We start from the raw sequence: 13366 nt of genomic DNA on the forward strand, positions 1-13366 counted from the left end.
TCAGGCGGTAGGCGTCATCGCCTCCGTGTACGCGTAGGTGCGCGAGGCCACACCCAGGTCGAAGTCCTCCGACCCATCGATCAAGTCGACGAGCTTCTGAACGATCGGGCCAACGGCCGGGTCGTCGGGGTTGTCGACCAGGACGGCGATGTTGAAGTCGACGGGATAGTCGCCAACGTGCGCCACACTGCGGGCGCTGACCCGCCACTCGCTCTGGGTCGGACCCTGCGGGCTTCCCAGGGGCATGCGGAACCTCCTACGTCGTGTTCCAGGCTGCCGTCACACGGATGTTCCGGCTGGTGGGGATGCTCAGGGTGGACGAGCGGAGCGTGATGGCACCGGTCGTACCGATCGTGCACTCGCCGTCCTCAGTGCCGTCACCCCATACAGCGTTGATCGTGTTCGGGGGCCGCCAACCAGTCGGCAGCGTGCACAGCGTCGTGTCCGGCAGGTTGCCGCTGACCAGGTTGATACCGGTGCCTGAGTAGAGCAGGTAGCAGTGCACGAACACCGACTTCCCCGACTTCGAGGCGTAGAAGTCGTTCACCGAGAAGTCGGTTGCAGCGACGAGACCGGTCGTGACGATCGTCGGGTCCAGGCCGTCGTTGAGCCGGTCGTCCGTGATCCGCATGCCGGGACGCCACAGGGTCACAGTCAGCCTCCCTTACAGAGCGACGATGGTGGGGCGGGCGAGCCGTACGTCCGCGCCCGCTGCCTGGGCCTTGACGATGGCGTTGCGGCTCCGGGCAACGGTGAAGATCTGCGGTGTGACGACGTCGTAGTTGTCGTACCTGACCTCGACGGTGGCCGCGTTGGTGTTGCCCGTGGGGCGGATGCTGCGCGTGCCGTACTGGTTCGCGGCGGTGATCGCGCTGTCGGTCGCCTCGATGTTCCACACGCCCGGCTCGAACGAGGACGACGCCAGCCAGGCCTTCGCCTTCAACGCGGTGCCCCTCCCCTGGAAGCGCACCCTGATGAAGGTCCCGGCAACGTGCGTGATCCCGGCGAGGGTGTACGTGCCCAGCTCGGTCTGGACGTCCGCGATGACCTTCCGCAGGGACAAGACGATCGTGTTCGACGTCGTGAACTGGAGCCGGGCCATGTACATGTTGGAGGCGTCCTGCATGCGCGCGGTCACCGCGCCGTACAAGCTCTCCGTGCCGGTCGCCAGGGCCGAGGTGGTGATGTCGCAGTAGATGTCGAAGTCGGCGTGCGGGGCCGTGACCGCGCTGCGGCGGGAGGTGTCCAGCGTGGACAGGATGTGCGACCCGTACCCGCTACCCACGTTGTAGTCGCTCGCCGATCCGCCGCCGACCTGGTTCCACGCCAGGCCAGCGTCCGACGTGCCCCAGCTGGAGGACACTGTCCGGCCGAAGGCGTCGTGCAACCAGCTCGCCTTCGCCTGGGTGATGCGGACAGCCCAGGCGAACCACGTCTGCGCCTGCGACGGGGTGCCCGCGTGCCGCGCACGCATACTCGCGCGCGAGGCAGTGGCTGGTGCGACCGCCGTGATTTTGAGGAACGTCCACTGCCCGGCCGGCACGGCGGTGCCTGCTGAGAAGCCGGTGCTGATGTAGCTGCCCCCGGCGGTAAACCAGTCTACTGACGGGTCCAGGGTCTGGCCCGAAGGGCTGTACACCCACATGCTCAGCACGTACGAGGCGCCGGGGATGATGCTGCCAACGGGTGTCAACGCGCATGTCGCGCCGCCCTCTGTGCTCGTGCCGTTCGGGGTGATGAACAGCGAGCCGCGGGCTTGCGGGTGCACGATCTCGGTCGACCAGCTGATACTGCCGTTCTGCGCTGACCAGCTGCTGGTGTCAGTGTCGAAGAAGGGGTTGCTGTTGACCAGGCGGCCGCCGGCGGCGACCCGTACCTCCTCCCCGCTGATCTTGAGGTCCCATGGGGAGTCGAACGGGTCGTTGGTCCACGGCAGGCCCGCCGTGGCGAGCACGTCCAGCGTGGTGGCCGTGCTGGTGGCCGCGGTGGCGAGTTGGCTGCCGCTGGTGTCCACCCACGCTCCAGCGGGCTTCTGCACGTCGCCCACCGTCCAGGGCGTTGCAGGTGTGCAGTTGAAGATGACGTCCCAGGCGTACTCGTCGATCGTCTCCTCGTAGCCCTGCACGATCAGCTCGATGTCGCCGGGCGGCAGCCATGCGGGCGGGTTCCTGATGATGATCTTGTCGCCGATATCGACGGCCAGGATCTGGTCTGCCAGGTCCGAGGCCCTGTGCAGCATGACGTGCACGCGCGGATAGCGCGGGCCCTCCACGGTGCCGAGGTGCAGCCGCCAGTAGGCGATCGGCTCGGCCTGGTCGTCGGTGGCCAGGTTGAGCGTGGTTGACGTGTCGTAGCCGGTCCCGATGCCGTTGGGCGGGGACTGGACGGACAGCCGTCCGTCGTCCAAGACGGCCTGCCCGGAGGCGCCGTCCTCGCGGCTCACGGTGACGTCGTTGGTGACTCCGTCGTCGTCCGGGGTGGGCTCCAGCGGGGGCGCCAGCCCGGGCGCGGTGTAGTCCAGGACGAGTTGCGCCGGCTGGTTGTACAGGGAGTTGCGGTCCCGGTAGCGCAGGAAGCCGCGGCCTCGCTCCTCGTACAGCATGCCGCCGTCAGCCTCCACGCACTCCCCGATCAGGTCGAGGACTGCGCGCGTCCGCTGGGGGCCCAGCGGTGTCTCCAGGGCGACGGCCCCGTTGACCCGGAGCGGGAGCGCCTCCTCGGTGGCCAGGCGGCGCAGGCGAGCGCCTGCTGTCTCGCCGGTCCAGCCGTTGAGTGCGTTGTCGAACGCGGCGGTGTCGTCGGACGGCCAGACGGAGATGTGCCCGATGGCCATGCCGTCGAGGTCGGCCGAGTAGCCGGCCGCGGGCGAGGCGACCGCGGTGGGGCGGCCGATCGTCCCCGCGAAGGAGGAGTTGATGGCGCTTGCGCTGCCGTCCAGTTTGACGAAACCGAGGTGCCAGTTGACGTTGCCGCCGTTCTGCACGGCGTTGAACTCCACCTTGATCCACTGGTTGTACAGGTCGGTGCCGGTGGCGACGTCCTGGGTGAAGATCGTGTTGCCGTCGTCGTCCTTGCCCAGCACGCGAGTGGTGTCGTTCTTGATCTGGATGGACCACTCCGTGACCGTGCCCGTGGACAGGATGCGCATGAAGGTACGCAGCGCCGTGTTCACGGAGTTCTGCCGGTACAGCCACTGCACACCCCACTCGGTGAGCGTGGAGGCCGGCGCGGGCACCCGGCCCATCATGATGCGGTCGACGCCCGTCGAGCTGCTCAGCACGGGCAGCGCCTCGGAGGAGGGAAGGCTGTCCTCCTGAGCCCACTGGACACCAGTCAGGGACAGCGACCGGACGCCGGCGATCGGAGAGGAGGCCTTCGTCGCTGACGAGCCCTCCTCCATCGGCCAGTACGCCAGCGGCGCGTACGAGGGGATGCGGCGGCGCAGCGCGCTCTTGAGCGGCTTGCCGCCACGGCCCAACCGGCGCAGCAGGCCGGCGGACTGGCCGTCCACCCACACGTCCTTGCCGGAGACGTGCCAGCGGGTGGGCAGCGCAGCCATCTCGTGATACAGGCGGACGCGCCGATCGGTGATCGACGCCGATCCCGCCAGCGACCACACGCGGCCCGCGCTGTCTGTGAAGCCGGTGGTCCCCACCGCCTGCACGGTGAAGTCGGGCGACGCGACGAGGGCGCCGTTGATGCCGTTGCGCACCTGCACGCTGTTGAACCGGCCCAGCGGCGGGGTGAAGTTGACGCCCGTAGCCTGTCCGATCCGCAGGGGCGTGGACGAGTTGAAGATGCTGGTGGTGCCCGCCTGCACCACCGTGTCCCCGAGCTGCTGCCAGGGGCCGGACATCGTCGGCGCGGTGTAGAAGGTGATCGTGCGGCCGCTCGCGCCGTTGTCGACGTCCATGGTGACGCGGACCGCCTGGCGGCCGTTGCTGGCGACCGGCGGCGGCGCTGTCGAGGACGCCGACAGCGCGTTGGAGCCGTCTGCCGACCACTCCCAGTACAACAGCCCGTCCCGCGTGCCCACGAACCACGACTTCGTGCCGGCCGAGAAGTCGAGCTTGCCGACCAGGTGCACGGTGTTGATGCTGGCCGTGTAGCCGGTCCAGTTGGCGAGCGTGGCGTCGAGGCGGACGTCGATGTCACCGGTGATGTCGAGGGCCGCGAGGTCCGGGGTGGTCGCGGCGTCGGTGAAGTTGCCGGTCAGGTCCAGGCCGGGTGTGCCCGCGCGTGCGGACACGCGGAAGGGCGTGTTGCGGTCGATCTGCCCGTAGTACGGCCCCACAGGGTTGTCGGGGCTGAACCGGCCGTCCTTGTTGTTGAGCTGGGGGCGGCAGTCGCCCGGGTCCGGGATGACCACGGGCGTACTGCTGCCCCGCGTGTGGCGCAGGTCGCCCCGCTTGAAGACGCGGTCGGTGATGTCCGTCCACACCCCTGCGAGGAGCATCTCGGCACGCGGTGAGAACGAGGCCATGCGCTACCTCCTCTTGCCTCTGCCGAAGGCGACCTGGACGTCGCCGCCGCCCTTGACGTCGACGGCGTGGCGGATGACCTCCGTGAGGAGGTCCTCGAATCGGCCTCCGCCGGAGCGGACCTCCCAGATGACACGACCGGTCCCTGCGGGAGCCGCGGACGCGCCGCCGCTGGTACCGGCGGCCATGCCGGGAAGCTGGCCGGTGAGGGCCTGCAACTGGTCGCGCACGGCCGGGGTTTGGTCGTCGAGGCCAGCCTGGAAGCCGGCGAGGACCAGACGGCCGGCGGGGCGGAGGATCTGCTTGTCGACGGACTCGGGGCCCTTCCAGTCCGTCAGGCTGGAGGTCAGGTCCCCGAGCAGGCCCTTGACGGATGGGATGTGGTCCTTGATGCCGTTGATGAGTCCGGTGATCAGGCTCCATCCGGCGTTGTAGAGGGTGCCGCCGAGGCCGGACAGCACGCTCTTTGCGCGGCCGGGAAGGCCCCCGATCGCGCTGACGGCGCTGGAGAGGCCCTTCCCGATGGCACTGCCCATGGACTTCAGGGCGGAGCTCGCCGTGCTGGCGATGCGCGGCCCGAGGCTGGACAGGACGGACACTGCGCGGCCCGGCAGACCTGCGAAGAAGCCCAAGATCGCGGTGATCATGTCGGGGACGATGCTGTGCCCGACGAGGGTGTCGTAGAGCCACTCGAAGAGCTTCACGATGCCGTTGACGAGCCACAGCACTGCGTCCATGGCGGGCTTGAAGGCCTGTTGCAGCCCCTGGAAGAACTTGATCAAGCCTTCGATGGCCGGGATCACGACGTTGGTGATGATCGCGGCCAGCCCGATAGCGAAGTCGGACGCGAGCGTGCCAACCAGCCTGATCAGTGGTTGCAGGGCGGGCAGCACGCCGACGAGGACCTGCGCTTGCATGTTGGCGAAGGCCTCGATCAGCGGGGACACCGCGACCAGGAGATCCGCGAAGCTCTGGCCGAGGGTGGCCAGGCTCGGCCCCAGCTCGACGAGGATGTCCGCGAAGAGCTGGAGGAAGAACACCAACCGGTCGGCGAAGATCTTCGCGATGGGCTCCAGGATGCCCGGGAGCACCGCCAGGACGGGCGACAGCGTGTCCTCGAGGATGCCCGCGACCTCCTCGACGACCGGCGCGAGCGCCCCGAAGGTCTCCTGAGCCACCCCCAGGAGCGGGGTGAGCGCAGGCAGGAGCGCCCCAACAAGATCACCGATCACGGGCAGAAGCGGTGCGACGGCTTCGACGAGGACACCGACCGCCTTCGCGGCCGCCACGAGAACGGGCCCGAGCGCGTCGATGATCGGAGACAGCGCGTCCCCGAGAGCCTGGATCAGGGTCTGCACCGGCGGCCCAAGTGCCGCCAGGACGGGACCGATCACGCCCAGGGCCTGACCGAGCAGCGGAGCGACGGTCTTCGCCAGGACCGCCATGGTGTCGAACAGGGCCTTCAGCCCGTTCTGGACCTCGGGCGTCGCGAACGCCTCGGCCAGCGCCCCGCTGACCTCCTTGAGGACCCCGAGGAGACCGCCGCCGGAGGCCTGCGCGGCGTTGAAGACGCTGCCCAGGATGCTGCCGACGTTCATGGCGACGTCGACGATCTCCCCGATCAGGTCGATCGCGTGCTCGATGGCGTCCTGGAGTTTGCCGCTCTCGAACGCGGCGCCGAGCCGGTCACCGATGTCCGCCGCAGCCGTCCCCGCCGCCGCAGTCAGCCGGTCGAAGGACGGCCCGGCCGCCGCCGCGAGCTGCCCGAAGGCCGTCACGGCGATGCCCGGGAGCCCCGACAGGTTGTGCAGGCCGGCGCTCGCCGAGGCCATGGCCTGCCCGAGGGTGCCGGACGTGGCCAGCTCCTTGGCCGACGCGAGCGCCCCCTGCGCCATGTCGTTGAGGGCGTCCGCCGAGTCCACCAGGCCCGCACGCAGGACCGGCAGCACGCTCTTGGCCGTCGACGTGAGGTCCGCGGCGAGGCCCTGGAACAGGTGCTGCTGCACGTCCAGGCGCAGCGCGTCCCACGCGGGCTTCAGCGCGAGCACCGCGTACACGAACTCCCGTGCCGCAGGGGCCAGCTTGGCCATCGCCTCGGCGAAGGGGTCGATGCCCCCGCCTCCGCCGCCCCCGCCGCCGGCGAGCGCCTGGTTGAGGGCCTCCTGGGCGCGCCGTACCTGCTCGATCCCGTCCGCTGCGGTCTTGGCCTGCTCGCGGCGGGCGTCGGCGAGGTCCCGCTCACGGTCGGCGACTTCGCGCTGCGTGTCCGCGATGCGCTGCTGCGCGTCGCGGACCGCGTCCGTGCCCTCGACACCGGCCTTGTTGGCCTTCTCCGTGTCTTCCTGGAGGCGCTTGGTCTGGGTCTGCGCCTCCTTGAGGCGCTGTACGGCGCTGTCGTAGGCGAGTTGGGCCCGTGCGACCTCTTCCGGGTCGCCCTCTGCCTGCGCCTCGGTCAGGGCCTTCTGGGCGTCCTCGACGTCGAGGATCGCGTCGCGCTGGTCCAACTGGGCGTCCGCCAGCTGGTTGTTCAGGTCCTCCAGATCCCTCGCGCCCTGCTTGCGGGCGTCGTTGAGCGCGAGCTGGGCCGCCCGCGCCTCCTTCTGCGCATCGCCGAGGGACCGCTCAGCGTCCTGGACCCTCCTCGCGGCCTGCGCGTTGGCCTCAGCCGCCTGCTTGACGGCGTCCTTGAGCGCCTGCTGTGCGGCCGCGGCACCGTTCGCCCCCGATGCCGCCCCGCCGGCAGCCGCTCCAGCCCCCTTGAAGGCGGCCCCGATCGCCTCGCCGATGCCCGACGTGCCGATCTTGAATGCGGCCGTGGCCTGCGCGAGCGACAGAATCGCCGTCGCGCCGACCGCCGCAGCCGGAGCGATGTTCGCGAGCGCCGCCGCGGCCGCGGCCGCCACGGGGACGATCGCGCCCACCCGCAGCGCCATGAGGCCGGCCTGCGAGGCGGCCGTCCCGATGACGCTTCCGAGGCTTCCGAGCCTGCGCAGGGACAGGCTGGCCCGGTCACCGTTGCGGCCGATGCCGTTGCCCAGTGCCTGCCCCATCCCGCGGGACTCGGAGGTGAACCGGCCGCGCATGTCGCGCAGGCGGCCGTCCCACGACCGCTGGAGCCCGCGCATGCGCAGTTCGGCGTCGGTGAGGCCGCGGCGCATGCCGGTGTCGTCCGTACGGATGTAGCCGACGAGCTCGCCGATGGTGAGGGCCACCCGAAGCACCCCCAGCCGCTGTTGAGTTGTGGTGGATCAGGAGTGCAGGGCCCTGCGGATCTGCTCGTCGTCGTCGACGATCGTGATCTCGTCGCCGGCGAGGCGACGCCACATCGACTGGGGCGACAAGCCTGCGATCAGCGCGTAAAAGCGGCGCCGAGTCAGGTTTGCGATCTCGTCCGGGTTGAGGCCGTACTCACGCTGGAAGTCCGCTTCGAGCGCCCACCACCACTGGCGGATGGCGCGCGTCGTGCGGCTCGGTTCGGCGTCGCTTTTCCCCCGCTCGCCCCCTCGCCGTTCTGGACGAGTTCGTACGCCTCGGCGAAGGTCATCTCGCGTCCGCTGGCGTGCGCGAGGCCCCAAGTGAGTACGGTCTGGAACTCCTTCAGCCCCATGCCGGCCTCGCGCCAGTGCTCCATGCAGTCCGTGCCGAAGATCAGCTTGACGAGTTCCTCGACGTCCTCAGACCTGGAGGAGTCCTGGAGCTCCTCGACGCGCCGCTCGACGATCAGCGGCATGTCGTTCGGCACCTGGACCTCGACGCCGCGGATGACCTCCGTACGGCCGGACGAGACCTCGGCCCAGAACGCGTCCCACGATTCCCCCACGGGGCTCTTGCGGGCCGTCACGGCTTGGCCACCGTGGACTCGGCCCCGGACCGGGTGAACGTGCACTCCCAGGACACCTTGTCGTTGTTGCCGCCGCCCTGGTCGCCGAGGGCGACGTGGGCGGTCCAGACGAGCCAGGTGGTGTCGTTCTTGTGGGAGAAGCGGACCCGGCCGAGGCTGTTCTCTCCGAGGCGCTCCGCCAGGGCCTCCACCTTGGCCTGGCCCGAGTCGCCGGCGCCGGTCGTGTCGTCCCGCAGCCGCAGTCCCTGAAGACCGAGGGTCTTGCCGATCTGCATCTTCTGGGACTCTTCCTGTCCCGCGGATGCGTAGGTCGTGGTGTCGGTGGTCTCCTCGCTGTGGCCCTTGGTGAAGGTGTTGAGGCCGCCGATCGTGATCCACGTGCCGGGCGACAGGAAGTCCTCGATCTGGAAGTCGACGTCGCGGGCGTTGTACTTCTGGAGCGCCATGATCTCCTCCGGGCATGACGAAATGCCCGCAGCGACCACCGCCCGGGCTGGATAAGGGAGTTGGGGTCAGACGCGGTGTTGGGTCACCGCGCGGATCTCCATGCGGAAGTTCGCGACGTGCTCGTGCCGGCCGAGCTCGTCGATACCGATGGAGGCTGCCGAGTTCTGGAGGGCGACGGACAGGATCAGCTGGGTGCCGTCCGGCAGCGTGAGCGGGCCGAGGCCGTGCAGCTCGTCGCGGATCGCCGCGCACCGCTGGCGGGACACCCGTGGGTCCTTGGTGCCGCGCACGCGGACCTGCACGCGCGGCTCGTCGTAGCCGAGGCGGCTATCCGGCTCGCGGCCGTCGTCGTAGATGGTCAGGGAGACCGCCTCGTCCGGCGTGGGCGGCATGGACTCCAGGAAGCAGTCACCGGCCGCCGACGCCGTCTGGTACGACACCAGCGCCTTGTCCTGGAGGTGGCGGGCGATGCCGTCGAGGAGGTCAGCCACGCAGCCACCTCCGCAGCGGCACCGCCATCAGTTGCAGCACGACGTCCCGCTCCCGGTTCATCGGGATCTCCAGGTACTTCGCGCTGCGGCCCGGCAAGTGCTTCCAGGTCAGTTCCTCGTGCTGCCGACGCGCGTACACGGTGTCGTACGACACCGCGCCGTTGAGTCCGTCGACGTCCACGCGGCCGGAGCGTTCGAGGGTGCCCTCCTCCAGCGGCACGATCTTCCTCGACTCGGCGAGGACGTGCTCCAGGCCGCGCCGCAGCCCTTCGCTCGCGAGGCGCTGGCCCCGTGTGGTCCACAGGCGGCGGCCCTCGAACCGGAAGCGGGTGTACTGGCTCATACGAGCTGCACCTCCAGGTGGTCGGGGAGCGGCAACCCGCCGCCGTCGCGCCGCAGTTGGTCGATGACCGTCGTCTGCCGGCCGCCGGGCAGCGTCACCCTGGACTCCGGCGGCGCGTCGACGGCGTCGAGGCGGCAGTAGACAGTGGCGCCGGAGGTGACCTCGCGGCCGTCCGGTGCGCGCACGAGCCGGTTCTTCTCCTCCAGGAAGCACCGCACCACCACGGGGTCGCCGTACAGCGGGCCGACCGCGGAATCCCCCTCGTACGGCTCCACGGTCACCTGGTGGCGCAGCCACATGCCGGGAAGTCTCACCAGGTGCACACCTCCCCGAGCCGGAAGATGTCCGGCGTCAGGTCCGGCGAGGACAGCGCATCCACCGCGGCCGGGGCGACTTCCCGCGCGGGTGACGCGTTCCCGGTCACGTTGGTGACCGACCGGGACAGCTGGGCCGAGCCGAGCGAGACACTGCCCCACCCGGCGCCGGCCGCGCCAGTGGTGTCGCCGGTCTCGTCGAACCACTCGGCCTGCGCGCACACGGCATCGGTGAAGGCCTGCTTCACCACGGTGTTCGCGGGGTAGCCGTCGGCGTCGACCTCGTACCGGCACAGCCGGAACACGTTGCTCTCCAGGAACCTGGAGGCCTTGGCGAGCAGCGCGTTGATGTCCGTGGGCGGGGTCTGCCCGGTGAAGCTCTGGTAGTCCGCCTGCGTGGCGTAGGTCCGGGCCACCGGGCACCCCCCTACGTCGCCGCGCCGAGGATCAGCACGTCGTAGGTCACCGATGTGCCGGCCGCGCTGTTGGTCACGGCCAACAGGTCGCCGGTGCCCGCGGTGACGACGGCGCCCGCGGCGGACGGGGCGACCCACATGAACATGCCGCCCGGTTGGACGACGATGCCGTCGCCCGCGGCGAGGAAGACGCCCGGAACACCGTTGGAGGCGGGCTGGGTGACCTGGCAGTTGTTCGTGTTCGCCGAGGCCGCGACGACGATGATCGCCTTGATGCGGGCGAAGGTGAGGGTCTGGCCGAACTTGTCGGCCAGGGTCCCCGCCAGGTCCAGGGTGTCGGTCGCGGATGCGGCCACGGTCCGTTGATCGTGGAAGATCAGGTTCGCCGCGCCCGCCCCCGCCCCGTCCGCGAAGGACAGCGACTTCAGGTACTCGACGACATCCTGCGGGACGGACAGATCGTCCGGCTTGGTCTGCGTAGCCGCCAGGGACAGCGACACCCGTGTGCGCGTCAGGGCCATCAGTCACCGCTCCCGTCCGCGAAGAGCTCGACAAGCTGATCGCGCGTCTTGCCCTCCGCCTCGGCCTGATCGGCGCCCTGGGCGACGGCGTAGGCCACCCAGTCCGCCTTGGACGCGGAACGGGCCGGAGGCTTCACGTCCTCCGGCCCGCTACCGCTCCCCTCACCACCGCCACCCTCAGGCGGGTCCTTCGGCGCCAGCTTGGCCGGCGCCTCGTCCTCGGCTCGGTGCCAGCCGCCCTCGCTGCGGGCGACCAGCTCTTCGAGCCGCTGCTCTTCCTCGCTGCCGGGCTCCGGCTGCACGCGCTCGGCGATGTGGTCGCCCGCGCCACGCTGGTAGATCGCCATGTCAGATCACCAGGCCCGTCTGCACGGCGTGCGCGCGCTCCAGCCCGTACTTCAGGCCGATCTCGCCGTACAGCTGGCGCTCGTCCGAGGCGCCGGTCTTGGCGAGCGGCTCGTCGAAGAACACGCCCTTGCCGGGGATGTTCAGGAAGACCGGCATCAGCTGCTCCAGGGACACCGCGGCGATGGTGTCCTGCGGCATGTGACGGTCCATCATCAGGTTCAGCGTGCCGAAGTCCGTGACGATGGTGGTCATGTTGACACCGCCGACGTTGCGGGAGGTCTCCCGGTACTGCCCGTAGGCCGAGGCGAACGCCTTGGTGATGGCCCGCTTCTGGACGCTGTTGGACAGCAGCGTCGCCGTCTCCTGCTCGCTGATGCCGCCGTTGTCGTAGGCGAGCTGGAGCATGTCGTTGACGTGGTCGGTGGTCAGCGCGGTCGCCCACGGCTTCGTGAAGGCGATGCCGGTCGCGGTGCCGACGGTGATCGCCGCGCCGCCGGACGTGCTGCTGATCTTGAAGTTGTTCGCGTCGGTCACCGTGACGACGTAGTAGATGCGGCCCGGCACCACGCCCGCCATCGCACCGATCGCCGTGAACACGATCTTGTTGCCGACGGACAGCCCGTGCGCGGTCGCGGTGATCGTGTCCGTCGCCGAGGTCGCGCCGGACACCGAAGTGCCCCTCGCGATGCGGTTCGTGGTGATCGCCTGGAGCAGGCCGCGGGTCTGCCGCGCGGTCGCGTTGGTGGTCGGGTTGACGTACGAGCCGTTGATGAAGCTCCAGTTCACGTCCAGGGCGACAGACTTCAGGGCCTGGGCGGTCTGCCAGTCCAGCTCGTTGGTGACCGCGTTCGACCCGTTCACGCTGTTGAAGGGCGCGGACTGCGGGGTCGCCATCTGCCCGACGGCGGCCTGCTTGGTGTACGAGACGGACACCTTCTCCTGGTGGATCTGGCACACGTTCCGCACGTTGCCGCGCACCCTCTCCTCGGCGGTCGGCGCGGTCGCGCCTTCCGTCTTGGTGCGCTGCGCCGGGTCGCGCAGGTCGTAGGTGGACCATTCGAACTCGGTCGACGTCGTCTGACCGCCGCCGGTGAGGCCGCCGATGGCCGACAGCAGCGGGGTGTCGTCGGGCGTGATCGCGAAGAGCTCGCCCGCGTAGTTGGGCAGGTTGAAGGTGGTGCCCATTCCGGTGATGCCGGCCATGGTGCCTCCTCAGGTCATGTGGTCTGTGCGGACTTGAGCCGCTTGAGTCGGAAGACCTCGGGGAAATTCCGGGCCTTCGTGGCGTCCTCGATCTGCTTGTCGATGGATGCGGCCTGGTCGCCGGAGCCGCCTCCGCCGCCCATGTCCCCGCCGGAGCGCCCGGCGCCCTTCGGGGCGAGCTTGGCGAGCTTCTTCACGGCGGCCGTGATGCCGTCGCTGTCGACCTTGCCGTCCTTGTCGACGAACCGTGCGGTGTCGATCAGTTCGGCTGCCTCGCCCAGGTCGACGCCGGCCTTCGAGGCGGCGGCTTCGAAGCGGGCGGCGGCGAGTTCCTTGCCGTGCTCGATGGCGGCGACCGTGCGGCCCCGCTTCTCGGCGTCGGCGACGGCCTTCTCCTGGTCACTCATCTGGGACGCCTTCAGAGCGGCGAGCTCGTCGACCGCATCCTTGTTGTCCTTGGCGCGCTTCTCCCACTGGCGGGCGAGTGCCTTCCAGTCGGGCTCGCTGCCCGACCCGGTACTGCCCTGGCCTCCGTCGGCGCCCTGCTGGCCGGAGCCCTGGCCGTCGTTGCCGCCAGCCGCGCCACCGTCGCCGGAGCCGCCCTGGCCTCCCTCACCGCCGCTGCTCGCGCCGGATCCGGAGCCGCCTGCGCCCTCGCCGTTGCCACCCGCGATGGCGTAGATCGGCGAGCCGTTGCGGCGGTAGCCGAGCACCTCCATGGCGTGGTGTGTGGCGAGCGGGTGTTTGAAAGGGACCTGCATGGTGTTCTCCCGTTTCGGGTTCGAGGGATCCGTGCGGATCACCTCAATTGCTGTGCCAGCCCCGAGCCGCTGTACAGCGGATTACCGTGAGGGCATGGCGACTTACGACGTCCCCGCAAGCGGGGAGTGCCGACGGTGTGGTGCTGGTCTGGTGCAGCGCGTGTTCGAGCAGCGCTCCTGGGGTGGGCCAAGCATCAAGA

General features: G+C 69.8%; 14 protein-coding genes. All 14 read right to left on the minus strand.

All coding sequences use genetic code 11. The annotated features are described in order from the left end of the window. Complete coding sequence (locus tag MQP27_RS09720) at nucleotides 1-246, minus strand: hypothetical protein (RefSeq protein ID WP_242763884.1); 246 nt, start codon at nucleotides 244-246, stop codon at nucleotides 1-3. A gap of 10 nt (nucleotides 247-256) precedes the next feature. Next, complete coding sequence (locus MQP27_RS09725; RefSeq protein ID WP_242763887.1) at nucleotides 257-652, minus strand: hypothetical protein; 396 nt, start codon at nucleotides 650-652, stop codon at nucleotides 257-259. Nucleotides 653-664: 12 nt separating this feature from the next. Then, the gene (locus MQP27_RS09730) at nucleotides 665-4483 is read right to left on the minus strand and encodes a carbohydrate binding domain-containing protein (protein WP_242763890.1); all 3819 of its coding nucleotides are present in this window, start codon (nucleotides 4481-4483) and stop codon (nucleotides 665-667) included. A gap of 3 nt (nucleotides 4484-4486) precedes the next feature. After that, nucleotides 4487-7693: a phage tail protein gene (locus tag MQP27_RS09735; RefSeq protein ID WP_242763893.1), complete on the minus strand. Its 3207-nt coding sequence runs from the start codon at nucleotides 7691-7693 to the stop codon at nucleotides 4487-4489. A gap of 161 nt (nucleotides 7694-7854) precedes the next feature. Continuing rightward, on the minus strand, nucleotides 7855-8322 hold the full coding sequence (locus MQP27_RS09740) for a hypothetical protein (protein ID WP_242763896.1): 468 nt from the start codon (nucleotides 8320-8322) through the stop codon (nucleotides 7855-7857). Next, nucleotides 8319-8768: a phage tail tube protein gene (locus MQP27_RS09745; protein ID WP_242763898.1), complete on the minus strand. Its 450-nt coding sequence runs from the start codon at nucleotides 8766-8768 to the stop codon at nucleotides 8319-8321. The genes MQP27_RS09740 and MQP27_RS09745 overlap by 4 nt, the downstream gene beginning before the upstream one ends. Before the next feature lie 66 nt (nucleotides 8769-8834). Continuing rightward, nucleotides 8835-9260 carry a minor capsid protein gene (locus MQP27_RS09750; protein WP_242763901.1) on the minus strand — a complete coding sequence of 142 codons (426 nt, stop codon included), beginning with the start codon at nucleotides 9258-9260 and terminating at the stop codon, nucleotides 8835-8837. Beyond that, complete coding sequence (locus MQP27_RS09755) at nucleotides 9253-9603, minus strand: minor capsid protein (protein WP_242763903.1); 351 nt, start codon at nucleotides 9601-9603, stop codon at nucleotides 9253-9255. Before MQP27_RS09755 ends, MQP27_RS09750 begins: the two co-directional genes overlap by 8 nt. Then, nucleotides 9600-9917: a hypothetical protein gene (locus MQP27_RS09760; protein WP_242763907.1), complete on the minus strand. Its 318-nt coding sequence runs from the start codon at nucleotides 9915-9917 to the stop codon at nucleotides 9600-9602. The genes MQP27_RS09755 and MQP27_RS09760 overlap by 4 nt, the downstream gene beginning before the upstream one ends. Continuing rightward, a complete protein-coding gene (locus MQP27_RS09765; protein ID WP_242763910.1) occupies nucleotides 9914-10333 on the minus strand; it encodes a head-tail connector protein in 420 nt (139 codons plus the stop codon). Before MQP27_RS09765 ends, MQP27_RS09760 begins: the two co-directional genes overlap by 4 nt. An 11-nt stretch (nucleotides 10334-10344) precedes the next feature. Beyond that, a complete protein-coding gene (locus tag MQP27_RS09770; protein ID WP_242763913.1) occupies nucleotides 10345-10854 on the minus strand; it encodes a hypothetical protein in 510 nt (169 codons plus the stop codon). Continuing rightward, on the minus strand, nucleotides 10854-11201 hold the full coding sequence (locus MQP27_RS09775) for a hypothetical protein (RefSeq protein WP_242763916.1): 348 nt from the start codon (nucleotides 11199-11201) through the stop codon (nucleotides 10854-10856). Before MQP27_RS09775 ends, MQP27_RS09770 begins: the two co-directional genes overlap by 1 nt. 1 nt (nucleotide 11202) lies before the next feature. After that, nucleotides 11203-12405: an SU10 major capsid protein gene (locus MQP27_RS09780; RefSeq protein ID WP_242763918.1), complete on the minus strand. Its 1203-nt coding sequence runs from the start codon at nucleotides 12403-12405 to the stop codon at nucleotides 11203-11205. Between the two features lie 14 nt (nucleotides 12406-12419). Further along, a complete protein-coding gene (locus MQP27_RS09785; protein WP_242763919.1) occupies nucleotides 12420-13166 on the minus strand; it encodes a hypothetical protein in 747 nt (248 codons plus the stop codon). Nucleotides 13167-13366 lie beyond the last annotated feature (200 nt).

This window comes from Streptomyces cylindrosporus (genome assembly GCF_022698165.1).
Lineage (GTDB): Bacteria > Actinomycetota > Actinomycetes > Streptomycetales > Streptomycetaceae > Streptomyces > Streptomyces cylindrosporus.

What these genes read in the sequence shown, in the direction of transcription:
- MQP27_RS09730 (WP_242763890.1), bottom strand. Translation starts at nt 4,483, where the DNA reads ATGGCCTCGTTCTCACCGCGTGCCGAGATGCTCCTCGCAGGGGTGTGG.
- MQP27_RS09785 (WP_242763919.1), bottom strand. Translation starts at nt 13,166, where the DNA reads ATGCAGGTCCCTTTCAAACACCCGCTCGCCACACACCACGCCATGGAG.
- MQP27_RS09755 (WP_242763903.1), bottom strand. Translation starts at nt 9,603, where the DNA reads ATGAGCCAGTACACCCGCTTCCGGTTCGAGGGCCGCCGCCTGTGGACC.
- MQP27_RS09780 (WP_242763918.1), bottom strand. Translation starts at nt 12,405, where the DNA reads ATGGCCGGCATCACCGGAATGGGCACCACCTTCAACCTGCCCAACTAC.
- MQP27_RS09770 (WP_242763913.1), bottom strand. Translation starts at nt 10,854, where the DNA reads ATGGCCCTGACGCGCACACGGGTGTCGCTGTCCCTGGCGGCTACGCAG.
- MQP27_RS09720 (WP_242763884.1), bottom strand. Translation starts at nt 246, where the DNA reads ATGCCCCTGGGAAGCCCGCAGGGTCCGACCCAGAGCGAGTGGCGGGTC.
- MQP27_RS09745 (WP_242763898.1), bottom strand. Translation starts at nt 8,768, where the DNA reads ATGGCGCTCCAGAAGTACAACGCCCGCGACGTCGACTTCCAGATCGAG.
- MQP27_RS09775 (WP_242763916.1), bottom strand. Translation starts at nt 11,201, where the DNA reads ATGGCGATCTACCAGCGTGGCGCGGGCGACCACATCGCCGAGCGCGTG.